This is a genomic window from Mycobacterium sp. E802, from assembly GCF_001666875.1.
Classification (GTDB): domain Bacteria; phylum Actinomycetota; class Actinomycetes; order Mycobacteriales; family Mycobacteriaceae; genus Mycobacterium.
Window position 1 is genome coordinate 38,200 of the sequence record NZ_LZJD01000086.1, and the last position, 22,323, is coordinate 60,522.

Below are 22,323 nucleotides of genomic sequence, written 5' to 3' on the forward strand. Positions count from 1 at the left end.
GGCGCTGCTGAGGTTTTTCTCCTCATCTCTTCTAGCAGCACTGTGCCGCGCTGGCTACCTGAGCCGGCCGCGGCAAGGTCCTCATCGTACTGAGACATCCTGAGACTGAGCTAGACCCAACCTGGTGACAGAGCCATCTCGATGTCGTCTCGACGACAACGGATCAGCCCCCGGAGTTCATCACGTCGGCGGCCACCGGCACCGCGCAGTCGTCGGGATCGTCGAGCCAGCCCTCGGGCAGCGACACCGAGGCGGCCGAGCCCTGGCGCCCGCGCGGACCGCCGGCCGCCGCCGGGAAGGGCACGTCCGGGTCGAGTTGGTCGAGCAACTCGTCGAGCTCCCGCCGAGTCTTGACCAAGGCCAGCCCGCGCCGCAGATCGGCGCCGGCCGGGAACCCGTGCATGTACCAGGCCACGTGCTTACGGATGTCCCGCATGCCCTTGTCCTCACCGAAGTGCTCACTGAGCAGTTCGCCGTGCCGGCGCACGATGTCGGCGACCTCCCCCAAAGTCGGGGGAGTGGCGGCCGGGCGGCCGGTGAAGGCTGCCGACAGCTCGGCGAACAACCAGGGGCGGCCCAGGCAGCCCCGGCCGATCACCACGCCGTCGCATCCGGTGGCGGCCATCATGGCCAGCGCGTCGTCGGCCTCGAAGATGTCGCCATTGCCCAGCACCGGAATGCTTGTGACATGGGCCTTCAGGGCCGCGATCTGGTCCCAGTCGGCGGTACCGGAGTAGCGCTGCGCGGCGGTGCGGGCATGCAGCGCGACGGCCGCGGCGCCCTCCTCGGCAGCGATGCGCCCGGCGTCGAGGTGGGTGTGGTGCGCGTCGTCGATACCGACCCGGAACTTCACCGTCACCGGAATGTCGGTGCCCGCGACACCGCGTACCGCGGCCGCCACGATCTGGCCGAACAACCTCCGCTTGTAGGGCAGTGCCGATCCGCCGCCGCGCTTGGTCACCTTGGGCACCGGGCAGCCGAAATTCATGTCGATGTGGTCGGCCATGCCCTCGTCGGCGATCATCTTGGCCGCCAGGTAGGTGGTTTCGGGGTCCACGGTGTACAGCTGCAACGAGCGCGGCGATTCCTCGGGCGCGAACGTCGTCATGTGCATGGTCACCGGATGGCGTTCGACCAGGGCCCGTGCCGTCACCATCTCGCACACATACAGCCCGCTGACCGTTCCGGCGCGGGCGATCTCAAGCTCACGGCACAACGTGCGGAACGCCACGTTGGTGACGCCGGCCATGGGGGCGAGGACGACGGGACTGGGCAACGCGAACGGCCCGATCCGCAGTTGGGATCGGGCCGGCGCTGCCGTTTCGGCGGGGGGAGTTGCTACGACGATGACGACACCAGCAGGTTCTTCATGGCCTTCTTCTCGGCCATCTTGCGCTCACGCTCCAGGCGGCGTTCCTTGGCGACCTCGAACTTGTCGCAGGCGTCCTCGAGCTCTTCGACGATGCGGCCCAGGTCGTCACGCAGCCGTGCGCCCTCGCCGGTGAAGTCCTCACGTTCGAAGATGCGCCACTTGCGCAGCACGGGCATCACCACGTCATCGAGGTGGATGCGAGGGTCGTAGACCCCGCCGACGGCGATGACGACGGCCTTGCGGCGGAAGTCGGGCACGGTGTAGCCGGGCATCTTGAAGTTGTCGAGCACGCGGTGCAGCGAGGCGATGCCCTGGTTGGGGGCGATGTCCAGGCCGGCCGCCGAGACGTCGCGGTAGAAGATCATGTGCAGGTTCTCGTCGGCGGACACGCGCTGCAACAACTGGTCGGCGATCGGATCATCGCAGGCCTTGCCGGTGTTGCGGTGGCTGACGCGGGTGGCGAGCTCCTGGAACGACACGTACATGACGGAGTCGAACAGGCTCTCGGCGAAGAGGTCGCCCTGCTGGTTCTGGCCGGGGGAGAAGCCGCGGGTGACCTGCTCGACGCGCAGTTCTTCGAGTTCGACGGGGTCGACCGCGCGGGTGACGACGAGGTAGTCGCGCAGGGCGATGCCGTGGCGGTTCTCCTCGGCGGTCCAGCGGTTGACCCACTCGCCCCAGGCGCCGTCCATGCCCATGTTCATCGCGATCTCGCGGTGATAGGAGGGCAGGTTGTCCTCGGTGAGCAGGTTCTGGATCATCGCGGTCTTGGCGACCTCGGACAGCTTGGATTGCCCGGGCTCCCAGTCCTGACCGCCGAGCGCGTAGTAGTTCTTGCCGTCCGACCAGGGGATGTAGTCGTGCGGGTTCCAGTCCTTACGCATCCGCATGTGGCGGTTGATGCTGGTTTCGACGACAGGCTCGAGTTCGTGCAGGAGCTGCAGGTCCGTGTATTCCTGCGACATATGCCCTCAACTCTCCTTGGCGCCCTTCCGGACGCTCAGTTATCTGTACCTGTTGGTTGCAGTCAATATATCTGTGTAACTCGGTGACATTCAAGTTACTCCGCGTGTGTCACATGAGCGCTGCGGCGCGCGGTTTGCGGCGGTACGATCCGCACTAACAGCTGTTGGTTACCCACATTCGGAGGTTGGGCACACGTGAAGAAGCTCATCGTCGTTGGCGCTGGAACTGCCGTCGCCACCGGTGCGGCGGTATCCCTTCTTTTCGGTTCGGGCCTCGCGGCCGCCGCGCCTGACGTGGTGGGGCAGAAGTACTCGGACGCTTCGGCTGCCATCGAGGACAGCGGCGCGAGCGCCAAGGTCGCCGTGACCGTGGGCAGCAAGCTGTCCCAGGGTGACTGCATCGTCACCAACGCGTGGGACGCACCGTTCGTGCGTGACGGTGGCGGCGAGTTCGGCCATGCCGATGGGGAGGTCATGGTCGCGCTGAACTGCGACGGTGACCATGCCACCGCCGAGCACCCGGGCGCGTCGGTGGCCAGCCCGGCCGGCCGGGAGGCCAAGGCTGCCGCCGACGAGGCTGCCGCCGAGCAGCAGCAGCAACTCGAACAGGTCAGCACTCCGAACGAGTAACGTCGGACGCGCAGCGTTCACGCGCAATTTGATTGCGCGACAAGGTTTTTCGAACATCGATCGGTAACTTCCCCTCCGGCTTGACATTCGACGCCAGAGGGGGAACCACCCGGGCGCTTCTGTCGCCAGCCCGGCCGGCCGGGAGGCCAAAGAAGCCGCAGACGAGGCTGCCGCGGCCGAGCAGGACGGTGTCGCCGAGGCCAGCACCCCCGACGAATAGTCCGGTTCAGAAGCTGCCCACCCGGCCGACCAGCATGTCGACGCAGTAGTCGATGAACTGTTCGCGGCTGGCCGGCAACCGGTCATCGAGGTAGGCGGTGAACAGCGCGGTGAGCGCACCGATCAGGCTCGTGGCGACCATGGCCTGACGCACCGGGTCGGCGATTCGGGTCAGCTTGCGCTGCAGCAGCCCAATGAAGTTGGGCATCCACTCCGCGCCCGATCGGGTCAACACCGGCTCGGATTCCGGGGCCAGGAGCAAAACCCGGCCTCGCATCGGGTCGTCGACCATGAGCGAGACGAACTGCTCGACCGCCTCGCGAGGAGTGACCGCGGTGGTCAGCGCGGCCATTGCGCGGGCGCAGACGTCGTCGTAGACGGCCCGGACGAAGGTGTCCCGGTCGGTGAAGCTCTCGTAGAAGTACCGCTCGGTCAGTGCCGCGGCCCGGCACACTGCCCGCACCGTCACCGCGGGGCCGTCGGACCTGCCCAGCAACGTGACGCCCGCGGCGATCAGCTCGTCGCGGCGACGGGCCGCACGCTCCGGTAGGGGAACGCCAGACCATCGGCCGCGCCGTTGAGCGGATGGCACATCAACTCCTAGCGTCCGTGGCAACAGAGGTTGTCACACCTGCGACACAAGATACTTCTGCGCCGTGCTCGGTGACCAGCGGATGCGCAGGTTGTCCGGGCTGCCGGGGCGTCGCCGCCGCGCGTCAGCGTCCGACGAGCGAGGCGTACTGCGGGCAATAGACCTTGACCGCGCCCCACACCACGTGGGTGGCCTGGCCCTTGTCGATGCCGGCCTGGTTGCGCAACTGGTTGATGATGCCGCGCACCGTGCGGGCCGGTTCGATCTTGCCCTTTTCGACCGCGTCGCAGACGCCTCGCCCCACCGTGCCGGCCTCCTCCGCGGAGTTGGTCGGCACCCCTAGATCCTTGACGATGGTGAAGAACTGGTCGTCCTGAGCGTTGGCATGCGCCGGCGCCACCCCGAAAGCGGCGCCCGCTGCCATCGCGGCAGCGCAGATCGCCGTGGCTGTGACGCGGATGCTCAGGCGCCCGGAGGACATGCGGTGACTCCTTCATCGAAAACGGCCGACCCCGCGCTCAACGATAAACGGGCCCGGCCGAAGGCGCTTGCCCACGTGGCCGAAATCCCGGTGCCTGTGAGATCGCCGTAGCCGAGCTGCTACCCCTGGGTAATTGCTTGGCAACGGCTCTCGCCGAGGCTGTCGCCATGACGACCATTTATGACCAGATCGGCGGTGCCGAGGCTCTCGAGACCGTCGTCGACGACTTCTACCGGCGGGTGCTGGCCGACGACCAACTGTCCGGCTTCTTCAGCGGCACCAACATGGCCCGGCTCAAGGGCAAGCAGGTGGAGTTCTTCGCCGCCGCGTTGGGTGGGCCGGTGCGCTACAGCGGGGCGCCGATGCGCCAGGTCCATCAGGGGCGCGGGATCACCATGCACCACTTCAGCCTGGTCGCCGGCCATCTCGGTGACAGCCTGACCGACGCCGGAGTCGCGGCGGCGACCGTCGGCGAGATCATCGCCACGATCGCGCCGCTGGCCGACGAGATCGCGACCGCGCGGAGCGCGTGAACGGACGGCGCGCGGAGCGCGTGAACGGACGGCGCGCGGAGCGCGTGAACGGCGACCGTGAACCCGCCTTTCGGCGGGCGTCTGGTGCCCCCAGTAGGGCTCGAACCTACGACCTGCGGATTAAAAGTCCGTAGCTCTACCAACTGAGCTATAGGGGCGCGAGAAGACAGGGTACAAGATGAGGCAAATTGGTGTTGCGACCACACGGTTTGAGGATTTGGGCATCTGTACCCTAAGCTATCGAAGCTCCCAACGAACGAGGTTGACGAGTGCCCCGGAGAGATTCGGATTAGGCCCCCATCGTCTAGTGGCCTAGGACGCCGCCCTTTCACGGCGGTAGCACGGGTTCGAATCCCGTTGGGGGTACGCACCACGGAAACGTGGAGCACGCAGGAAAGCAAGGCCCTGTGGCGCAGTTGGTTAGCGCGCCGCCCTGTCACGGCGGAGGTCGCGGGTTCGAGTCCCGTCAGGGTCGCCATCACGGCGAGGCAGTTCGGTTTGCAAGAGCCGGTGCCTTCCGGCCAGGTAGCTCAGTTGGTACGAGCGTCCGCCTGAAAAGCGGAAGGTCGCCGGTTCGATCCCGGCCCTGGCCACTGAGAGAACACCCACCGGCGACGGTGGGTTTTTTTGTTTGCGGAGCCTGTTGCTCGGAAGCCCGAATCTGATAGGTGAGACATCGGCTGTACATGGCGTGGCAGGCGGATTGCCATTCAATCTAATCCAACTATAGTTGTGTTGCTCTAACTTTAGTTAGAGAAGGATGCGGGTCATGCAGCTGAACAAGCCGTTCGCAACGGTGACGCCGACGCTCGACGGCGACGTGCTTGCTGTCCTGGCGAGTGCAGACGTCACGTTCACGATCAGCCAGGTCCAGCGCATCCTCACCACGGCGTCGGGGGAGGGCATCCGCAAGGTACTCAACCGGCTCACCGCGCAGGGCGTGGTGCTGCACGACGAGGTGGGTAGAACCCACACTTACCGCCTCAATGTCGAGCACCTCGCGGCCGAGCCAATCAGGATGCTGTCGCGGCTGAACTCCACGTTCCTCAGCAGACTGAAAGAGCACTTCGACGACAAGTGGTGCAAGGATCTGAAGTACGCCGCGGTGTTCGGCTCCGCGTCGACCGGGCGCATGAAGCTCGACAGCGACATCGACCTGTTCTTGGTCCGCAGTGCCGACTCCGAGGACGACGATGCGTGGGACCAGCGGTTGACCGAACTTGCCCGGCTGGTCACCGCGTGGACCGGAAACGACGGCCGAATCGTCGAGTACACCGAGGATGAGTTCCGCGCCGCGGCCGCCGCAGGTGAGCCTCTGTTCCAGGAAGTGTCGAAGCAAGGCCAGACGGTCGCAGGGAGGCGGGCCTGGTTCAACGCGCAGCTGCGCGCGGCGAGGAAGTCCTGAAGCAAGCGGTCGCTGCCCGCGGATAGTTCGCGGGTCGTCCGCATGAATCCCAAGCTCAACCCGACCCGTCCCGAACCCCGCCTGGGCAACCGACGAGAGCGACCCATTCGGGATTTGATCGCCTAGGCGCCGGGCTGTGCCGTGCGCAGCACCTTGTTCATCGGCTTGCCGCGTGCCAGCTCGTCGACGAGCTTGTCCAGGTAGCGGATCTTGCGCATCAGCGGATCCACGACCTCCTGCACCTTTACCCCGCACACGACGCCGGTGATCATCGAGGCGTTTGGGTTCAGCGAGGCGTCGGCGAAGAACTCCGCGAATGTCGTCTCGTCGTCGAGGTGGTGCTGCAACGTCGTCTCGTCGAACCCGGTCAGCCAGCAGATGGCCTCGTCGAGTTCGGCCTGGGTGCGACCCTTGCGCTGCATCTTCGCCAGGTAGTGCGGGTACACCGCGGCGACGGCGGTGCCGAAGATCCGGTGCTCCATGCGTCGAGGCTACGGCGTGGTGGCGTCTGTGACCGCGGTGTCAGACTGCGTGCGTGCCTCATCGGCTGACGCGACCGGCTTGGCGCTCGGAGGCCCTCACGAGGTAGGGGGATCTCGTGGTGACCGGCTGCAATTGACCGCTGGCGACGATTGTGGGAACCGCCGTGGCGCTTCTCGAAAACTAGATCTGCCAGTCGTTGGAGCCGTCGTACCGGGGGTAGGCGCCGCCGCCGGAGTTCTGCACGATGATGGGATCGCCGGCCTTGACGTTGTCGAAGAACCACTTCGCATTGGCAGGACTGATGTTGATGCAGCCGTGGCTCACGTTGCGCTTGCCCTGATCGGCCACCGACCACGGCGCGCTGTGCACGAAGTCACCGCTGTCGTCGAACCGGACGGCCAGATCGACGTTCAGCTTGTATCCGTTTGGCGAGTTGACCGGGACACCGTAGGTGGACGAATCCATCACCACCGAGGGCAGTTTCTCCTGGACGTAGAACGTGCCGTTCGGAGTTTGGTGGCCGCCGGCCGCCATGCCCATCGACATCGGGATGGTTTTCTCCACGGTCCCGTTGCGAGTGACGGTCAGTTGGTGGGTGGTGTCGTTGGCCGTGGCCACCACGGCGTCCCCGATGGCGAAGTTGGACACCGTGCCGGCGGCATCGACGGTGACGGCGGTGTGGGCGGGCCAGAAGCTCAGTGGACGCCAGCGCAGCTGCGTCGGGGTTATCCAGTAGAACTTGCCGGGCACCTCCGGGACGGATGAGATATGGATGGCGTTCTCGGTGGCACCGGCATCGGCGACAGGGCCCGGGAAGTTGATGATGACCGGTTGTGCCACACCGACGGTCGCGCCGTCGGCGGGCACGAGCCTCGGTGGCTCGAACGGGGCCGGGTCTGCCTGTGCGGCACCGGCGCCCAGCACCAGCGCACCGCCCACCATCGAAGCCGCTGCGGCTGCCCTCAACGCGCCGAAAAGCCGTGCCGTCGCCCCGTAGCTCATCTCGCCATCGTGTCACGCTGGTTGGGCTGCCGGCGTTTCAACGCCGCACCCGCCGCCACCGCCGCCGACGCGGAGCGGCACCCGCATGCGCGTACCGCTTGTGCCGGCACACCTCACCGGCCGCGGCCACCGCCGCCGGGTCGAATCCAGCCGGCACCGGGCCCCCGGCCACGAGCGCCCGCACCAGGGCCTCCTGTCGCCGCGCCAGTGACTCGGTCATGCCCACGCCTTTCGTGCGCGCGAGGTGATCGGTGCGGCCCCCGCGGCCGCAGCGATCGCGTCCAGCTCGTCGAACAGTTCGGCGGCCGGTGGGTACCGGCCGTCACGCTCCAGCATGAACGGCGTATCCACCCGGTCACGTAATGCCGTGACGAGCTCGAGCACCTCGGTAGGTGTCCGGTCGGTGTGGGTGTCGTGATAGAAATCTTCCCCTTCGCGCCCGCCGGCCACGTGACTGTAGGCCACCCGCTCGACGGGCAGCCGGGCCAGTTCCCGTTGCGGGTCCAGACCCCGGTTGCGGGCATTGGCATAGACATTCGCCACATCGAGCACCAGGAGCACTCCGGTGCGCTCGACCAACTCGGTCAGGAACTCCGACTCGCTGAGGTCCGATTCCGGCCACTCCACGAAGGAGGCGATGTTCTCCACCGCCAGTGGCACCGGAAGCTGGTCGGTGACGCGTTTGATGTTGCGCGCCAACACATCCAGCGCTTCGTGGGTGCGGGGGACCGGCAGCAGGTGGCCGGCCTCGACGCCGCCGGCGCGCACGAACGCGACGTGCTCACTGACCAGTGGTGACCCCAGTGCCTGTGCGCAAGCCGCCAACCGGCGCACCCGGGCCGGTTGCACCGGTTCCACGCCGCCCAACGACAGCGCCACCCCATGGGGAATCACTGGGACGCCGGCCGCCGCGAGCCCGGCGAGCATCGGCTCCGGCCGGGTCCGGCGGCGACGCATCGGCACCGATTCGGCGATCACCTCGCAGAACCCCGGCGTCAAATCGGCGATCACCCCGGCGATCTCGCGGCGCCACCCCAGGCCCAGGTCGCCCAGTGTGGGCACGGCGCGCGGTGCGGTCATCCGCCGCACCCGCCACAGCCGCCGCACCCTGCGCAACCGCCGCCACCTCCGCCGTCGCCGCCGCAGGAAGCCCCGCACCCGCCGCCGTCGGCGCCGCCACCGGAATCGCCGCCGGCAAGTTCCACAGAGCTCGAATAGTCGCCGTCGAGCACCCACAGCGCGCCGGTCCCGAACAGGGCGACGGACAACGCCACTCCGACGGCACCGTAGGTCTCGAATGCGGGACGCTTCGCTGGATCCAGGTAGGCGAGCTCAACCTGCTTGGCGGCCAGCAGCTTGCGACCTGCACGGGTCAACCGATTCACCTCGAGCAGGTGCGGAAGCACGAGCGTCGCGCACAACACGGTGGTGACCACCACCGCGGCGAACGTCACCGCCAAGCGAGGTTGCTCGGACAGCGAGGGTCCCAGGTAGATGGCGTAGCCGACGCCGAGTATCAGGGCCATGATCAAAGGCGCGGTGCCCCAGCGGATGGTGGCCCGCTCGGCCCGGCTGTGTACGAGGCCGCGGTCGCTCAGACGTTGTTCCAGCTCCGTGAGGTCGTCTTCGGATGCGGAGAACAGGCCCGACACCGTGTGCTCGGGGTCGGCGGCTGCCCGTGCCAACACCCGAGCGGTGAACGGGTCGGTCTCCTGCGTGGCGACCGTGCGGTCCACCCGCCGGTCTCCGGTGATCCGGTTAGCGGCGCGCAGGCCCGCCAGGGCGGTGACCACCGGGGCAACGTTCGAGCGTAGAAAGGCCAGCTCGGTCGGGTTCAGGGGTTCGGTCACTGCAGGCTTGCGCGGGGTCATCACGATCCGCCACGTCACCGCGAAGACCACTGACGCGGCCAACACGGCCAGATAGCCGTACCCCGCGTCGGACATCGCCGACGCGTACCAATCGATGAGTTTCTCGATCGACATCACAGTCACCTCCTGGTGTTCGGTCCAGACCACGGTGCCGCGGCTGTGCCGGTTACCGGTCACAAGTTTCAGGCGGCACGAGTGGTCATCGGCCCGGCTGGATCAGCCAGCGTGCACGCCGTAGGACAGAAGTCGGTGAGGCCGCGATGGCGGTTGTATGAGGAAGTTCGTGCGGCGGGGGCTGGTGGAACGGAACCGCCGGAGGTCACAGTAGGCACACTGCGCCTCGTGGACCCTATCTGTAACATCGCCCCCAGAAGCATCGATAATCACGCGTGTCGCAAATTTCTGGGGGTGAAGCCGTGCGCCGAGCGTTGGCGGCCTGCGCGCTGGCCCTGGCGGTGGCCTGCGGCGGGGTGATCCCAGGGATCGCCCAGGCCGCCCCGCCGGTGGCCGGCAAGGATTTCACCAAGCCTGCGATCGTCATCCTCGGCTACGGGCTCAAGCCCGACGGTTCCATGCGCGCGATCCTGTATCACCGCGTGCTCACCGGCCTGGCGATCGCCCAGGCATTCCCGCAGTCCCCGGTGATCGTCACCGGCGGCAATCCCCGCAACGGCCAGACCGAAGCTGCGCAGATGCGCAATCTGCTTCTCATGCTTGGCTTTCCGGCCAACCGGATCATCGTCGAGGACAGGGCCAACAGCACGGTTCAGAACGCACAGTTCTCGGTCCCGTTGGCGAAGAAGGCCGGCGCCACGGGCATCATCGTGGTGACCTCCTCGACCCATCAAGGCCGCGCCGATCAGAACTTCGCCGACGCGGGCGGCAACGTGCTGGCCACGGTGAGCTTCCCGGACGGCAATCCCTCGGTGAACATCGCCCAGTTCGTCAGGGATGTGTTGAGTCCGTTGACGCCGATCGGTTGAGCGCCGGCGACTAGGCTGATGGTTGTTTGGACGAAAGTGTGACGACGATGCGTAAAGCAGCCCGGCTATCCCGATTGCTCGTCGGGTGCTGCGCCGCCGCCATCGCCCTGGCCCCGGCGGCCACCGCCCAACCGGAGCCCTTCGATCCGACCGGAAACCGTTCGGGTGGGCCGGTGCCCACGGTCAACGGTGTTCCCTGCGTGGGCGGCGGCCTGGGCGCGTGCCTGAGTTTCCGGCAGAATCACCCGCCCAACGCCAGTTCCGAGGCGCGCTCGAGCTTCGGGCACAGCCCCACCGTGCGGCGCTGACCGGCATTACGATGCAGGCCGAGATGAACAGTCCCACCACGTCCGCCGCACCCGAGAAGAGCCCTGCGACCGACAAGAGCGCGTTTCGATCACGTCTGCTCAACGCCTTGATCGAATCGATCATCGAGGTCGGCTACCAGAACACCACGGTGGCCGACATCGTGCGGCGGGCCAAGACTTCTCGACGCACGTTCTACGAGCAGTTCGACAGCCGCGAAGACTGCTTCGTGGCCCTGTTGACCAGCGTCAACGCCAAGCATGTGCGGGAGATTGCCGGTGCGGTCGACCAGCAGGCGCCGTGGCAGGCGCAGGTGCGCCAGGCGGTCGAAGGGTGGATCGGCTCCTACCAGGCTCACCCGGAACTGATGGTGGCGTGGATCCGTGATCTGCCGACCCTGGGCGCCTCCGCGCGGGCACTGCAGCGCGAATCCATGGAGAAGTTCATCGCCCTGGTGCAGGCGATGACGAGCACCGAGGCGTTCCGCTCGGCCGGGGTACAGATCTCGCGTCGACGCACCATCATGATGCTGGGCGGGTTGCGGGAGCTCACCGCGATCACCGTGGAGAGCGGTGGCCAGATCGGGGACATCACCGAGGACGCCGTGTTGGCCTGCACCGCGATGCTCACACCGCTCACCTGACCGCGACCGCGGCCTGCTGGTGGCGACGCTGCCGTTCCATGGTGGCGAAGTAGAACGCGAAGGCAAACGCGAAGCTGGTGAACAGGCTCGAGACGAAGAACAGCCACGGGTGCCGGATACCGCGTCGCATCCCGTCGATGATCGTAAACAGCGGCAGCAGAATGACATTGGCGATCGTGTAGTCGGCGCTGGCGGAGCTGGCCGCCGGGTTGGTGTATCCCAGTGCGATGAACTCGGTCCAGCTGCCCGGCCCCCAGATCGGGTTGCCGCCGGGTGGGGCGTATTCGGCGACGAACTGCGAGTTGAAGTACCAGCAGATCGGGATCGATGCGAGGCCGACGACGTAGAACGCCAGCTCGACGCGCGAGAGCGCCGGGCCGGGTGGGCGCGAGAAGATGCGGGGATTGATGCGGATCACGAGCGCGACGACGGCCACGCCCAGCACCGCGTGAACGATGAGCGACACCATGGCGTGAGCACACTCGCTGAACCAAGTTTTGTCAATGTTGACATTTTGGACGAAGCGGTGATCGCGTCGCCATGCGGTAACTTGCACCCCATGGCCAGGCCTGCGCAGACCGCACGCAGTGAGCGCACGCGCGAGGCGCTGCGCCAGGCAGCGTTGGTGCGCTTTCTGGCCCAGGGCGTGGAGGACACGTCGGCCGAACAGATCGCCGCCGACGCCGGGGTCTCACTGCGCACCTTCTACCGGCATTTCACCTCGAAACATGATCTGCTGTTCGCCGATTACGACGCGGGCCTGCACTGGTTCCGCGCCGCGCTGGCCGAGCGGCCCGCGACCGAATCGATTCTCGACTCGGTGCAGTCGGCAATCCTGGCGTTTCCCTACGACGTCGACGCGGTCACCAAGATCGCCGGCATGCGCGCGGCCGAACTGGATCCGGACCGCATCGTCCGCCACATCCGTCAGGTGGAATCCGACTTCGCCGACGCCATCGCCGAACTCCTTGCCGCGCGGCGGGTCCCGGGGTCGCAAGGTGACGACCGACTGGGCATCGTCGTCACGGCCCGGTGCGTGGCGGCCGCCGTCTTCGGCGCGATGGAGCTGTGGATGATCGGTGACGACGCGGGGGAACGGTCGCTGCCCGATTTGGCCCGGATGTGCCGGACCGCGCTGGAGTCGCTGCGCTCGGGCCTGTTCTGACCGCTTGAGGTTTTGTCATTATTGACAAAACCTTGGCCGCGGTGTCAGCCTCAGTCGATGGCGGACTACGACGCGATCGTGATCGGTGCGGGGCACAACGGTCTGGCCGCCGCGGCGATGCTGGCACGGGCCGGCCGCCGGACCCTGTGTCTGGAGGCCAAGCGTTACGCCGGCGGCATGGCCGCCACCGTGGAGTTGTTCGACGGATACCGGTTCGAGATTGCCGGGTCACTACAGTTCCCCACCTCGGCGGTGGTCAGCGCCGAACTCGGACTGGACGCGTTGCCGACGGTGGACCTGGAGGTCATGTCGGTATCGCTGCGCGGTATCGGTGATCCGCCGGTCGTCTACTACTCCGACCCGATGAAGATGCTCACCCACCTCGGTGAGGTACACGGCGCTGACGCGGTGACCGGGATGGCCGGCCTGATGGCCTGGAGCCAGGCCCCGACCCGCGCGTTGGGCCGGTTCGACGCCGGACGCCCACCGCGCTCGTTCGACGAGATGTACGCCTGTGCGGCAACGGAACCCGAACGGGCTGCCGTTGACGACCTGCTGTTCGGTTCGGTCAGCGAGGTGCTGGACCGCTACCTTCCGGATCGGGACAAACACGGTGCACTGCGTGGCATGTTGGCCTTCCTGGCGGTCAACACCACCTACCGCGGACCCGAGACGCCAGGCAGTGCGGCCGCGTTGGCTTACGGATTGGCGGTCCCCGACGAGAACGCCGTGTTGATGAAGAAGCTGGCAGGCGGCATCGGCGCGCTCACCGAACATCTTTCGGCCAGGCTCACCACCGCAGGGGGTGAACTGCGGCTACGCAGCGGCGTGACGCGGATCCTGGTCGAGGACGGACGCGTCACCGGGGTGGGATTGGGCGACGGCAGTGTCGTCACCGCGCCCACGGTGGTGTCGGCGATCGCCCCCGACGCCACGGTCACCGGCCTGCTCGAACCGGATGCCCTACCGGCCGAGGTGCGGGGCCGCTACACCCACATCGACCACCGCGGCAGCTACCTCCAGATGCATTTCGCCCTCGACGGTGCGCCGACCTTCGAGGCCCCCTACGAACTGCTCAACGATCCCGAAATGCAAGCCGCCATCGGGCTTTTCAGCACCCCGGAGGAATTGCAGCAGCAGTGGCAGGATGCGCGCCACGGGATCGTGCCGGCCGATCCGGCCATCGCGTTTCAGATTCCGTCGGCCCACGACCCGACGCTGGCGCCCCCGGGTAAGCACGCCGCATCGGCCTTCGCGCTGTGGTTCCCGGTCGAGGAGTCCGCCTCCGGATACGGCGAACTGAAAGCCGAGATGGGTCGCCGGGTGATCGAGAAGATCACCCGGCTGGCACCCGATTTCGAACGCCGCATCATTCGGCACACCACCTTCACCCCGCGCCATATGGGCACCATGTTCGGCGCGCCCGGTGGCGACTACTGCCACGGCCTGGTCCATCCCGAGCAGATGGGTCCCAATCGTCCTGGCCCCAAAGGCTATGTTGGCCAACCGATTCCCATCGACGGACTGTACCTGGCCAGCGCCGGGTGTCACGGTGGGCCGGGAATCACCTTCATTCCCGGCTACAACGCCGCCAAGGCGATGCTGGACGGGTAATCTCGCCGCATGGCAACCAGTGATTCCCGCGAAGTAGTGATCGAGGCGACCCCACAGGAGATCCTCGACGTCGTCGCCGACGTCGAGGCGACGCCCAGCTGGTCGCCGCAGTACCAGCGCGCCGAGATCCTCGAGACCTACGACGACGGCCGGCCCAAGCGCGTGAAGATGACGGTCAAGGCCGCCGGGCTGACCGACGAGCAGGTGATCGAATACACCTGGAGTGAGAACAAGGTCAGCTGGACGCTGGTGAGTGCCGGCCAACTCAAGGCCCAGGACGCCAGCTACACGTTGACTCCCGACGGCGCCAAGACCAAGGTCCGGTTCGACATCTCGATCGACCTGTCGGTTCCGCTGCCCGGCTTCATCCTGAAACGGACCATGAAGGGTGGGGTGGAGACCGCCACCGAGGGCCTGCGCAAGCAGGTGCTCAAGGTCAAGAAGGGGTAGCCCGCCGGTTAGGGTGCCCCCATGACGAAGACGGGACCCCTGGCCGGCGTACGCGTGATCGAACTCGGGGGCATCGGACCGGGGCCGCACGCCGCGATGATGCTCTCGGATCTGGGTGCCGACGTGGTACGGGTGCGTCGCCCGGGCGGCCTGACCATGCCGGCCGAGAACGTCGACCTCCTGCACCGGGGCAAGCGCATCGTCGACCTGGACGTCAAGGCCGAGCCGGGCAAGTTGCTGGAGCTGGTCGCCAAAGCCGATGTCCTGCTTGACTGTTTCCGTCCCGGCACCTGCGAACGTCTGGGCGTCGGTCCGGCCGAGTGCGAGGCCGTCAACCCGCGGTTGATCTTCGCCCGCATCACCGGTTGGGGGCAGGACGGTCCGTTGGCCACCACGGCGGGCCACGACATCAACTACCTGTCGCAGACCGGGGCGCTGTCGGCGATCGGTTATCGAGACCGGCCGCCGGTCGCCCCGCTCAACCTCGTCGCCGATTTCGGCGGCGGCTCGATGCTCGTCGTCATCGGCATCGCCACCGCGCTGTACGAGCGGGAGAAATCCGGCAAGGGGCAGGTGATCGACGCGGCCATGGTCGACGGCGTCAGCATGCTGTCGCAGATGATGTGGACCATGCGGGCCACCGGATCATTGCGCGACGAGCGTGAGTCGTTCCTGCTCGACGGCGGTGCCCCGTATTACCGCACCTATGAGACCTCCGACGGCGGCTACATGGCCGTCGGCGCGATCGAACCGCAGTTCTTCGCACAGTTGGTGGCCGGACTCGGGCTGGACGCCGCCGCCATCCCCGGGCAGTTCGAGTTGGCCCGCTATGACGAGTTGCGCGACATCTTCACCGAGCGCTTCGCCACCAAGACCCGCGACGAGTGGACCGAGATCTTCGCCGGCACCGACGCCTGCGTGACACCTGTGCTCACCTGGGGCGAGGCCGCCGAGAGCGAGCACCTGCGGGCCCGCTCGACGCTCGTGTCGGTCGATGGCGTGGCCCAGGCTGCACCGGCCCCGCGGTTCTCCCGGACTGCGGCGGGCACGCCCGGTCAGCCGCCGCAGGCCAGCACGAGCCTCGACGACATCGGCTGGACCTGATCGGCACCAAGAGTCTTTGGTCCCTGGCCATCGCGCCGCTCAGCCGCCACGATGAAGGAGTGACTTCCTCAGACGCCCCGGTTGTGGTTGGAATCGACGGCAGTGACGGCGCGCTCGCCGCGGCCCGGTGGGCCGGCGCGCTCGCCGAACGGTTCGGCGCACCGCTGCGCATCGTGCACGCGCTGCCATCGCTTGGCCGCAACCTGACTCAGACCGCAGCCGCGTTGACCGCGGCGATGATGTCCTATCAGCAGGACATGGCGCAGACGTTCCTCAAGGCCGCCGAACAGGCCGTCCGCGACGAACACCCCGCGTTGACGGTGTCCACGGTCTCGTTCGACGAGCCGGCCGATCAGGTGTTGATCGAGGCCAGCCGGCAGGCGCGGCTGGTCGTCCTCGGCGGCAAGACCGTCACCCCGGCCGCGGCGCTGCTGCTCGGTTCGACCGCGCTATCGGTGGCGACCCGGGCCGCGTGCCCGGTGGTGGCCTTCCGCGGGGATCAGGTGGCACCGGGGGAGGGGCCCGTCGTCGTCGGGGCCGACGACAGCCCCGCCGCGCAGGCCGCGTTGGCGATGGCGTTCGAATTCGCCGACCGGTTCGGCCTGACGCTGAATGCTGTGCGGTCGCTGTCGTTGGCCGCTCCGGCCGAGACCGGAGTCAGCATCCCGCTGCTGATCGATTGGGACGGTGTGGAATCCGCCGAACTCGCCGCGCTGACCGACGCTGTCGACGTGCACAACAAACGCCACCCCGGGGTTGCGGCCAAATGCTTCGTCGAGCCCGATTCGCCCGGCAAGGCACTGCTCAAGCACGTCACGGATTCCGGGCTGGTGGTCGTCGGCTCGCGTGGCCGCAACGCGCTGGCCGGTGTCCTGCTCGGGTCGACGAGCCTGAATCTGTTGCACCACAGCCCCGTTCCGGTGATGATCTGCCGCGCGGTGGCAGGAGATTTGCATGAGTGACCATGACGTCCGGCACGGAATCGTCGTCGGTGTCGACGGGTCGTCGGCATCGGATACGGCGGTGGCCTGGGCCGCACGCGATGCCCAGCTTCGCGGCGTCGAGCTCACGTTGGTGTACGCACTGCCCGGGGCGATGTCGCCGGTCTGGCTGGACGTCGCGCTGCCCGAGGAGTATCTGCAGGCCCAGGATGATCAGGCGCAGAACGTTCTCGACGCCGCACGCCGGGTCGCCGTCGACGCCACGACCAAGCCCGGCGCGCACCCGCTCCGGATCGTCGAGAAGGCCGTGCCCGGCCACGCGGTCGCCACCTTGATCGAATATTCCCGACGCGCCGACCTTGTGGTCGTCGGTTCCCGTGGGTTGGGCAAGTGGGGACGTCGGCTTCTCGGATCGGTGAGCTCAAGCCTGGCCCAGCACGCCCATGGGCCGGTTGCGGTGATCCCGGAGAACGAGCCGCCGTCGACGGCGCCGGTGGTCGTCGGGGTCGACGGTTCACCGGCTTCCGAGCTGGCCACCGAAATCGCGTTCGACGAAGCGTCGCGACGCAGGGTGGAGCTCGTCGTGGTGCACACCTGGACCGATGTGAACTTCGAGTTCCCCGACATCAAGTGGGACGATCTGACGCCGCGCGCCGAACGGGCGCTGGCCGAACAGCTTGCCGGGTGGGGCGAGCGGTATCCCGACGTCGCGGTGCGTCGGGTGGTCATGCCCGACCGGCCCGCCCGCCAACTGCTGGCGCAGGCCGAGACCGCGCAACTGGTGGTGGTCGGCAGCCGGGGCCGAGGCGGCTTCACCGGGATGCTGCTGGGCTCGGTCAGCTCGGCCGTCGTCCATTCCTCCACCGCACCGGTGATCGTCGCGCGTAGCTGAAATCCCGTCCGGTTCCCGGCCTGGCCGCTACATTCGGTCCTATGGCGGTGCGGGCCTCGCGGGAGGCCGTGTTCGATGCCTCACCCGAGGCGATCATGGCTGTGCTCGCCGACGTCGAGACATTGCCGGCCTGGTCGCCGGTGCATCGACGGGTCGATGTGCTCGACCGGTACCCGCACGGTCGTCCCCATCACGTCAAGACCACGGTGCGGCTTCTCGGGGTCACCGACAAGGAGATTCTCGAATACCACTGGGGTGAGAACTGGATGGTCTGGGATGCCGAAGCGAATCTCCAGCAATGCGGCCAACACGTCGAATACAACCTCACTCCCGAGATGGACCGGACCCGGGTGCGGTTCGACATCATCGTCGACCTGGCGATGCCCATCCCGGACTTCCTGATCCGTCGGGGCAAGAAGCTGGTGCTCGACGTGGCCATCGAGCGGCTCCGGCGGGAGGTCATGAGTAATGCTCACCATGCGTGAAACGGAATTGTGGTGCGCCCGGGGGCTGTTGATGCCGGTATGCCGACCGGAGTCGTCCTTGCCCTGAACCCGTCCGCCTCGAACGTCGTCGACGCTGCGATCGCACAGGCCCGCGCCGCGTATGCGGCCGGGGTCCGCCGGCTCTGGCTGGCCCAGCAGTTCGACGTCGACGCCATCACCCTGGCCGCGTTGATCGGGGCCGCGGTGCCCGGCCTGGCTGTCGGCACCTCGGTGGTGCCGCTCAACCCGCGTCACCCGCTGGTGGTGGCGTCGGCGGCGCAGACGGCCCAGGCCGCCGTCCACGGGAACTTCACGTTGGGTATCGGCCTGGGATCCCATGCCCCCGAGCACCGCGCCTTCGGCACGGTGTGGGCCGATCCGGTGGGCCGGCTGCGTGAGCACCTGCAGGTCCTGCGCTCGGTCTTCCACGATCGCGCAGTCAGCTTCCACGGCAACGAGTTCACCGCGGACCCGGAGTGGCCCGTGCATGTGCCCGGCGGTGCGCCGGTGCCCGTCTACGTCGCCGCGATGGGTCCCAAAGCGCTCGCGGTGACCGGAGAACTGGCCGACGGGACGCTGCCGTATCTCGCCGGGCCGCGCACGGTCGGAGAGTTCATCGTGCCGACGATCACCGCCGCGGCCACCGCGGCAGGGCGGCCGCAACCGCAGGTGGTGGCCATCGTGCCCGCCCTGATCGACGACGACGCCGACGCGGCCCGCGACGCTGCCGCAGCGCGGCTGGCGTTCTACGAGACCATCCCGTCGTATCGGAAAGTGATTGCCCGCGAACAGGTTTCCAGCATCGTCGAGCTGGCGGCAATCGGATCCGCGAAGCATGTCCACGCGCAGTTGCAGCGCTACCTCGACGCCGGCGCGACCGAGGTGGCGCTCAGCCCGATCCGGACCGAGGCGCAGGATCTGGCCGCGCTGTGGGAGGTGGCTGCCTCGCTGGGATAGGCCTGCCCACTACCACATGCGCTCCGGCTACGGGGCGGAATCAAGCGACAATGTGTCGCTATCTGTGGTGGATTCCTTACATGATGACAGCGCGGGGCTGTCGAGGCGACTGGCAGCATGACAGGCCACACGTTAATACCGTCCAAAGGGTGATCGCCGTTGTCTCGCACGCTTTTCGACCGCCTGCCGCCGGAACCTGTTGTGCCACAGGAGCTGCCCGGACGTCCGGCGATCCCGGTGTACCGGTCCCCGCGTAACCTGCCGCCACCGGCTCTCGACGAGTGGAGCTGGCAGCTCGACGGCAGCTGCCGGGACCATCCGGCCGAGGTGTTCTTCCCGGATGAGGTTCGCGGCCGAAAGCTCCGCCGGCAGGAGGAAGCGGCCAAGGCGATCTGCCTGCAATGTCCCGTGCTGAAACGCTGCCGGGAGCATGCACTGTCGGCCCCGGAACCCTACGGCATCTGGGGGGCGATGACGGCCAGGGAGCGTGCCGTCAAGCTGTGCAGCAGGTTCGGTTCCTGACGGGTCGAGCCGGATCACCGGCGGGGTCGTAGCACCCCGAGTCGCCGGATCGCTTCTTCCAACGTGTCGTCGCGTTTGCAGAATGCGAAGCGCACCAAGTGATTCCAGCTGTCGGCATGCTCCTCCCGTCCGCAGAAAGCTGACATCGGTATCGCCGCCACCCCGGCCTTGTGCGGAAGTTCGGCGCAGAACTGTGTGCTGTCGGAGTAACCCAACGGTCGCGGGTCGGCGCACAGGAAGTAGGTGCCGCGGCTGTCGTGTACCTCGAACCCGATGTCGGCCAGCGCGTTGCCCAGCCGGTCCCGCTTGGCCCGGAACGATTCGCGCAAATCGGCCACCCAGCCGTCCTCGTGATTGAGTGCGTGGGCCACCGCGGGCTGGAACGGCCCGCCACCCACATAGCTCAGGTACTGCTTGGCGGCCCGTACACCGGCGATGAGGTCGGCAGGTCCACAGGCCCAGCCGATCTTCCAGCCCGTGACGTTGAACATCTTGGCCGCACTGGAAATGGTCACGGTCCGGCCTGCCATGCCCGGATAGCCGGCCATTGGGCGATGCTCGACCCCGAAGACCAGCTGCTCGTACACCTCGTCGGTGATCACCAGCAGATCGTGCTCGATCGCCAGCGCCGCGATGGCTCGCAACTCGGCGTCCGACGCCACCGCACCGGTCGGGTTGTGCGGTGAGTTGAGGATCAGGGCCTTCGTCTGCGGGGTCACCGCCCGGCGCAGACCTTCGGTGTCGATCGCAAAGCCGGCACCCTCGGCGACCATGGGAACGGTCCGGCGGATGCACCCGGCCATCGCGATCACCGGCGAGTAGGAGTCGTAGAAGGGCTCGATCACCAGCACCTCCGAGCCCGGCTCGACCAGGCCCAGCACCGAAGCGGCGATGGCCTCAGTGGCGCCGACGGTCACCAGCACCTCGGTGTCGGCGTCATAGTCGATGCCGAAGTGGCGTTTGCGCTGGGCAGCGATCGCGGCCCGCAGCTCGGGAATGCCGAGCCCGGGCGGGTACTGGTTGTGGCCGCTGGAGATCGAGTCGATCGCGATTTTGAGCATCTCGGCCGGGCCGTCCTCGTCGGGAAACCCCTGACCCAGATTCACCGCACCGAGCTTCGCCGCCAGGGCGGACATCTCGGCGAACACTGTGACGGCGAACGGCTGCAGCCGTGTGACAGTCATGTTGCATGAGGCTAATGCGGGAATGATTGCCGCGCCGCCGACGCTCTTATGCGGCGTGACCTACACACTGAACGCCGACGCGGCATTGCTACAGCCGATCCAGGTGGGCGATACCGCCGCCACCAACCGTCTGTTCATGGCACCGCTGACGCGTTCGCGCGCCGACGCCGACGGCACCCCCTCACCGCTGGCCGCGCAGTACTACTCGCAGCGCGCCGGCGCGGGCCTGATCATCAGTGAGGCCACCGCCGTGGCCGAGACCGCCAACGGCGCCTACATGAACACCCCGGGCATCTACACCGATCGCCATCAGCACGGTTGGGCGGAGATCGCGGACGCGGTGCATGCCGCGGGCGGCAAGATGTTCGTCCAGCTCTGGCACGTCGGCCGCTTGGCGCACCCCGAGATCAGTGGGTTCGAACCCGTCGCGCCATCGGCGATCGCCGCGGACGTCATCACCCACACGCCCACTGGCAAGAAGCCGTTGCCGACGCCGCGGGCCCTCGACATCGACGAGATCCCGGCCATCGTCGCGCAGTTCCGTGCCGCCGCGCGCCGCGCGATCGATGCGGGCATGGACGGCGTGGAAATTCACGGTGCCAATGGCTATCTGCTGCACCAGTTCGCCTCCGATGTGGTCAACCAGCGCACCGACGCCTACGGTGGGTCGCCGCAGAACCGGGCCCGGCTGACCGCCGAGGTGGTCGAGGCCGTCGTCGACGAGATCGGCGCGGGCCGGGTCGGCTTACGGATCTCACCCGGGAACACCGCCGGAGGCATGCGCGAGACCGACACGATCGGCACCTACGAGGCCCTGCTGGAGCGCATCGAACCGCTGGATTTGGCCTATCTGCACGTGGTCATCGACCCGGCGGCGCACGATTTCGGTGTGCTGCGCGCGCTGTGGCCAGGCACGTTCGTGCTCAACACCGGGCGCGCCACCGGGACGGACTTCTGCCAGCTGGAGAGCTACGCCGAATGGGGCGCGATCAGCGCGGCCGCGGTGGGGCGGGCGTTCTTGGCGAACCCGGACCTGATCGACCGGCTGGTTCTGGGTGCCGAACTCAACGAACCCGATGTGTCGACCTTCTATGCGCCGGGCCCGATCGGCTACACCGACTACCCGACACTGGCCGAGGTTGAGGAGCCCCGCTCGGCCTGATCTGCGGCGGGGTGCTTTAGTGCCGCGCCGTTTTCCACGTGAGGGTCGTTGCAGCGGGCGTCGAGCAGCCCTGGTGTGGAAATCGGTGCGCCGGGCTGCGTGGTGGCGGCGGCGTGTGCCTGCTGTCGCGCCGTTTTCCACGTGAGGGTCGTTGCAGCGGGCGTCGAGCAGCCCTGGTGTGGAAATCGGTGCGCCGGGCTGCGTGGTGGCGGCGGCGTATGCCTGCTGTCGCGCCGTTTCCTACGTGAGGGTCGTTGCAGCGCGCGTCGAGCAGCCCTGGGGTCGAAAACGGTGCGCCGGGCTGCGTGGCGGCGGCGGCGTATGCCTGCTATCGCGCCGTTTCCTACGTGAGGGTCGCTGCA

Annotated in this window: 27 protein-coding genes and 4 tRNA genes; 19 read left to right on the forward strand and 12 right to left on the reverse strand. The window is 67.5% G+C overall.

Annotated features, from left to right (window positions below; translation table 11 throughout):
* Positions 1 to 163: 163 nt before the first annotated feature.
* Together dusB and A5699_RS13105 are read right to left on the reverse strand one after the other, a co-directional pair.
* The gene (gene dusB, locus A5699_RS13100; RefSeq protein WP_082957691.1) at positions 164 to 1,297 is read right to left on the reverse strand and encodes a tRNA dihydrouridine synthase DusB; all 1,134 of its coding nucleotides are present in this window, start codon (positions 1,295 to 1,297) and stop codon (positions 164 to 166) included.
* A gap of 41 nt (positions 1,298 to 1,338) precedes the next feature.
* Positions 1,339 to 2,337, reverse strand: a complete 999-nt coding sequence (locus A5699_RS13105) for an acyl-ACP desaturase (RefSeq protein ID WP_067769854.1) — start codon at positions 2,335 to 2,337, stop codon at positions 1,339 to 1,341.
* 195 nt (positions 2,338 to 2,532) lie between these two features.
* On the opposite strand from A5699_RS13105, the gene A5699_RS13110 reads away from it, so the two are divergent.
* Positions 2,533 to 2,967, forward strand: a complete 435-nt coding sequence (locus A5699_RS13110; RefSeq protein ID WP_067769859.1) for a hypothetical protein — start codon at positions 2,533 to 2,535, stop codon at positions 2,965 to 2,967.
* Positions 2,968 to 3,193: 226 nt separating this feature from the next.
* On the opposite strand, the gene A5699_RS13115 is transcribed toward A5699_RS13110, so the two are convergent.
* Positions 3,194 to 3,778 (reverse strand): TetR/AcrR family transcriptional regulator, encoded by a 585-nt coding sequence (locus A5699_RS13115; RefSeq protein WP_067769861.1) that lies wholly within the window; start codon positions 3,776 to 3,778, stop codon positions 3,194 to 3,196.
* A gap of 124 nt (positions 3,779 to 3,902) precedes the next feature.
* Positions 3,903 to 4,259: a DUF732 domain-containing protein gene (locus tag A5699_RS13120; RefSeq protein ID WP_067769863.1), complete on the reverse strand. Its 357-nt coding sequence runs from the start codon at positions 4,257 to 4,259 to the stop codon at positions 3,903 to 3,905.
* 167 nt (positions 4,260 to 4,426) lie between these two features.
* Between A5699_RS13120 and A5699_RS13125 the strand changes: the two genes are divergently transcribed.
* Positions 4,427 to 4,792, forward strand: coding sequence for a group 1 truncated hemoglobin (locus tag A5699_RS13125; RefSeq protein ID WP_067769865.1), 366 nt, complete (start codon positions 4,427 to 4,429; stop codon positions 4,790 to 4,792).
* 82 nt (positions 4,793 to 4,874) lie between these two features.
* Here A5699_RS13125 and A5699_RS13130 read toward each other — a convergent pair.
* Positions 4,875 to 4,950: transfer RNA gene (locus tag A5699_RS13130), tRNA-Lys, on the reverse strand.
* Between the two features lie 135 nt (positions 4,951 to 5,085).
* Here A5699_RS13130 and A5699_RS13135 point away from each other — a divergent pair.
* From A5699_RS13135 to A5699_RS13150, 4 genes are all read left to right on the forward strand, one after another.
* Positions 5,086 to 5,158: transfer RNA gene (locus tag A5699_RS13135), tRNA-Glu, on the forward strand.
* Between the two features lie 35 nt (positions 5,159 to 5,193).
* Positions 5,194 to 5,270 (forward strand) — tRNA-Asp (locus A5699_RS13140).
* A 41-nt stretch (positions 5,271 to 5,311) separates the two neighbouring features.
* Positions 5,312 to 5,385: transfer RNA gene (locus tag A5699_RS13145), tRNA-Phe, on the forward strand.
* A 176-nt stretch (positions 5,386 to 5,561) separates the two neighbouring features.
* Complete coding sequence (locus A5699_RS13150) at positions 5,562 to 6,197, forward strand: nucleotidyltransferase domain-containing protein (RefSeq protein WP_067770007.1); 636 nt, start codon at positions 5,562 to 5,564, stop codon at positions 6,195 to 6,197.
* Positions 6,198 to 6,319: 122 nt separating this feature from the next.
* On the opposite strand, the gene A5699_RS13155 is transcribed toward A5699_RS13150, so the two are convergent.
* The 5 genes from A5699_RS13155 to A5699_RS13175 all read right to left on the reverse strand — a co-directional run bounded on the left by A5699_RS13155 (position 6,320) and on the right by A5699_RS13175 (position 9,667).
* A complete protein-coding gene (locus A5699_RS13155; protein ID WP_067769867.1) occupies positions 6,320 to 6,679 on the reverse strand; it encodes a DUF2200 domain-containing protein in 360 nt (119 codons plus the stop codon).
* 181 nt (positions 6,680 to 6,860) lie between these two features.
* Entirely contained in the window at positions 6,861 to 7,622 is a 762-nt protein-coding gene (locus A5699_RS13160) for a L,D-transpeptidase family protein (protein WP_231965708.1), read from the reverse strand.
* A gap of 97 nt (positions 7,623 to 7,719) precedes the next feature.
* Complete coding sequence (locus A5699_RS13165; RefSeq protein WP_067770010.1) at positions 7,720 to 7,902, reverse strand: hypothetical protein; 183 nt, start codon at positions 7,900 to 7,902, stop codon at positions 7,720 to 7,722.
* Positions 7,899 to 8,762: a DUF692 domain-containing protein gene (locus A5699_RS13170; protein WP_067770008.1), complete on the reverse strand. Its 864-nt coding sequence runs from the start codon at positions 8,760 to 8,762 to the stop codon at positions 7,899 to 7,901. The genes A5699_RS13165 and A5699_RS13170 overlap by 4 nt, the downstream gene beginning before the upstream one ends.
* A complete protein-coding gene (locus tag A5699_RS13175; RefSeq protein WP_197508280.1) occupies positions 8,759 to 9,667 on the reverse strand; it encodes a TIGR04222 domain-containing membrane protein in 909 nt (302 codons plus the stop codon). Before A5699_RS13175 ends, A5699_RS13170 begins: the two co-directional genes overlap by 4 nt.
* A gap of 302 nt (positions 9,668 to 9,969) precedes the next feature.
* On the opposite strand from A5699_RS13175, the gene A5699_RS13180 reads away from it, so the two are divergent.
* The 3 genes from A5699_RS13180 to A5699_RS13190 are packed head-to-tail and all read left to right on the forward strand — an operon-like array spanning position 9,970 to position 11,485.
* On the forward strand, positions 9,970 to 10,536 hold the full coding sequence (locus A5699_RS13180) for a YdcF family protein (protein ID WP_082957692.1): 567 nt from the start codon (positions 9,970 to 9,972) through the stop codon (positions 10,534 to 10,536).
* Between the two features lie 47 nt (positions 10,537 to 10,583).
* Positions 10,584 to 10,844 carry a hypothetical protein gene (locus A5699_RS13185; protein WP_197508281.1) on the forward strand — a complete coding sequence of 87 codons (261 nt, stop codon included), beginning with the start codon at positions 10,584 to 10,586 and terminating at the stop codon, positions 10,842 to 10,844.
* A gap of 23 nt (positions 10,845 to 10,867) precedes the next feature.
* Positions 10,868 to 11,485, forward strand: coding sequence for a TetR/AcrR family transcriptional regulator (locus tag A5699_RS13190; protein ID WP_067770018.1), 618 nt, complete (start codon positions 10,868 to 10,870; stop codon positions 11,483 to 11,485).
* On the opposite strand, the gene A5699_RS13195 is transcribed toward A5699_RS13190, so the two are convergent.
* Positions 11,478 to 11,954, reverse strand: a complete 477-nt coding sequence (locus A5699_RS13195) for a DUF2834 domain-containing protein (protein WP_067769871.1) — start codon at positions 11,952 to 11,954, stop codon at positions 11,478 to 11,480. The two genes, A5699_RS13190 and A5699_RS13195, sit on opposite strands and share 8 nt — an antisense overlap.
* Positions 11,955 to 12,044: 90 nt before the next feature.
* Between A5699_RS13195 and A5699_RS13200 the strand changes: the two genes are divergently transcribed.
* The 9 genes from A5699_RS13200 to A5699_RS13240 all read left to right on the forward strand — a co-directional run bounded on the left by A5699_RS13200 (position 12,045) and on the right by A5699_RS13240 (position 19,615).
* Entirely contained in the window at positions 12,045 to 12,650 is a 606-nt protein-coding gene (locus A5699_RS13200; RefSeq protein ID WP_067770020.1) for a TetR/AcrR family transcriptional regulator, read from the forward strand.
* Positions 12,651 to 12,707: 57 nt separating this feature from the next.
* Positions 12,708 to 14,264 (forward strand): NAD(P)/FAD-dependent oxidoreductase, encoded by a 1,557-nt coding sequence (locus tag A5699_RS13205; RefSeq protein WP_067769873.1) that lies wholly within the window; start codon positions 12,708 to 12,710, stop codon positions 14,262 to 14,264.
* A 9-nt stretch (positions 14,265 to 14,273) separates the two neighbouring features.
* The gene (locus A5699_RS13210) at positions 14,274 to 14,714 is read left to right on the forward strand and encodes an SRPBCC family protein (RefSeq protein ID WP_067769875.1); all 441 of its coding nucleotides are present in this window, start codon (positions 14,274 to 14,276) and stop codon (positions 14,712 to 14,714) included.
* A 21-nt stretch (positions 14,715 to 14,735) separates the two neighbouring features.
* A complete protein-coding gene (locus A5699_RS13215; RefSeq protein ID WP_067769877.1) occupies positions 14,736 to 15,818 on the forward strand; it encodes a CaiB/BaiF CoA-transferase family protein in 1,083 nt (360 codons plus the stop codon).
* A gap of 59 nt (positions 15,819 to 15,877) precedes the next feature.
* Positions 15,878 to 16,780: a universal stress protein gene (locus A5699_RS13220; protein WP_067769879.1), complete on the forward strand. Its 903-nt coding sequence runs from the start codon at positions 15,878 to 15,880 to the stop codon at positions 16,778 to 16,780.
* Entirely contained in the window at positions 16,773 to 17,651 is an 879-nt protein-coding gene (locus tag A5699_RS13225) for a universal stress protein (protein ID WP_067769881.1), read from the forward strand. Before A5699_RS13220 ends, A5699_RS13225 begins: the two co-directional genes overlap by 8 nt.
* A 41-nt stretch (positions 17,652 to 17,692) precedes the next feature.
* Entirely contained in the window at positions 17,693 to 18,136 is a 444-nt protein-coding gene (locus A5699_RS13230; protein ID WP_067769883.1) for an SRPBCC family protein, read from the forward strand.
* A gap of 39 nt (positions 18,137 to 18,175) precedes the next feature.
* A complete protein-coding gene (locus tag A5699_RS13235) occupies positions 18,176 to 19,093 on the forward strand; it encodes a TIGR03564 family F420-dependent LLM class oxidoreductase (protein WP_067769885.1) in 918 nt (305 codons plus the stop codon).
* 159 nt (positions 19,094 to 19,252) lie between these two features.
* Positions 19,253 to 19,615, forward strand: a complete 363-nt coding sequence (locus A5699_RS13240; RefSeq protein ID WP_369806697.1) for a WhiB family transcriptional regulator — start codon at positions 19,253 to 19,255, stop codon at positions 19,613 to 19,615.
* Positions 19,616 to 19,629: 14 nt separating this feature from the next.
* Here the strand turns inward: A5699_RS13240 and A5699_RS13245 are convergent, their stop codons facing one another.
* Positions 19,630 to 20,799 (reverse strand): pyridoxal phosphate-dependent aminotransferase, encoded by a 1,170-nt coding sequence (locus A5699_RS13245; RefSeq protein ID WP_067769888.1) that lies wholly within the window; start codon positions 20,797 to 20,799, stop codon positions 19,630 to 19,632.
* Between the two features lie 22 nt (positions 20,800 to 20,821).
* On the opposite strand from A5699_RS13245, the gene A5699_RS13250 reads away from it, so the two are divergent.
* Complete coding sequence (locus tag A5699_RS13250) at positions 20,822 to 21,961, forward strand: alkene reductase (RefSeq protein ID WP_369806698.1); 1,140 nt, start codon at positions 20,822 to 20,824, stop codon at positions 21,959 to 21,961.
* The last annotated feature ends 362 nt before the right edge of the window (positions 21,962 to 22,323 follow it).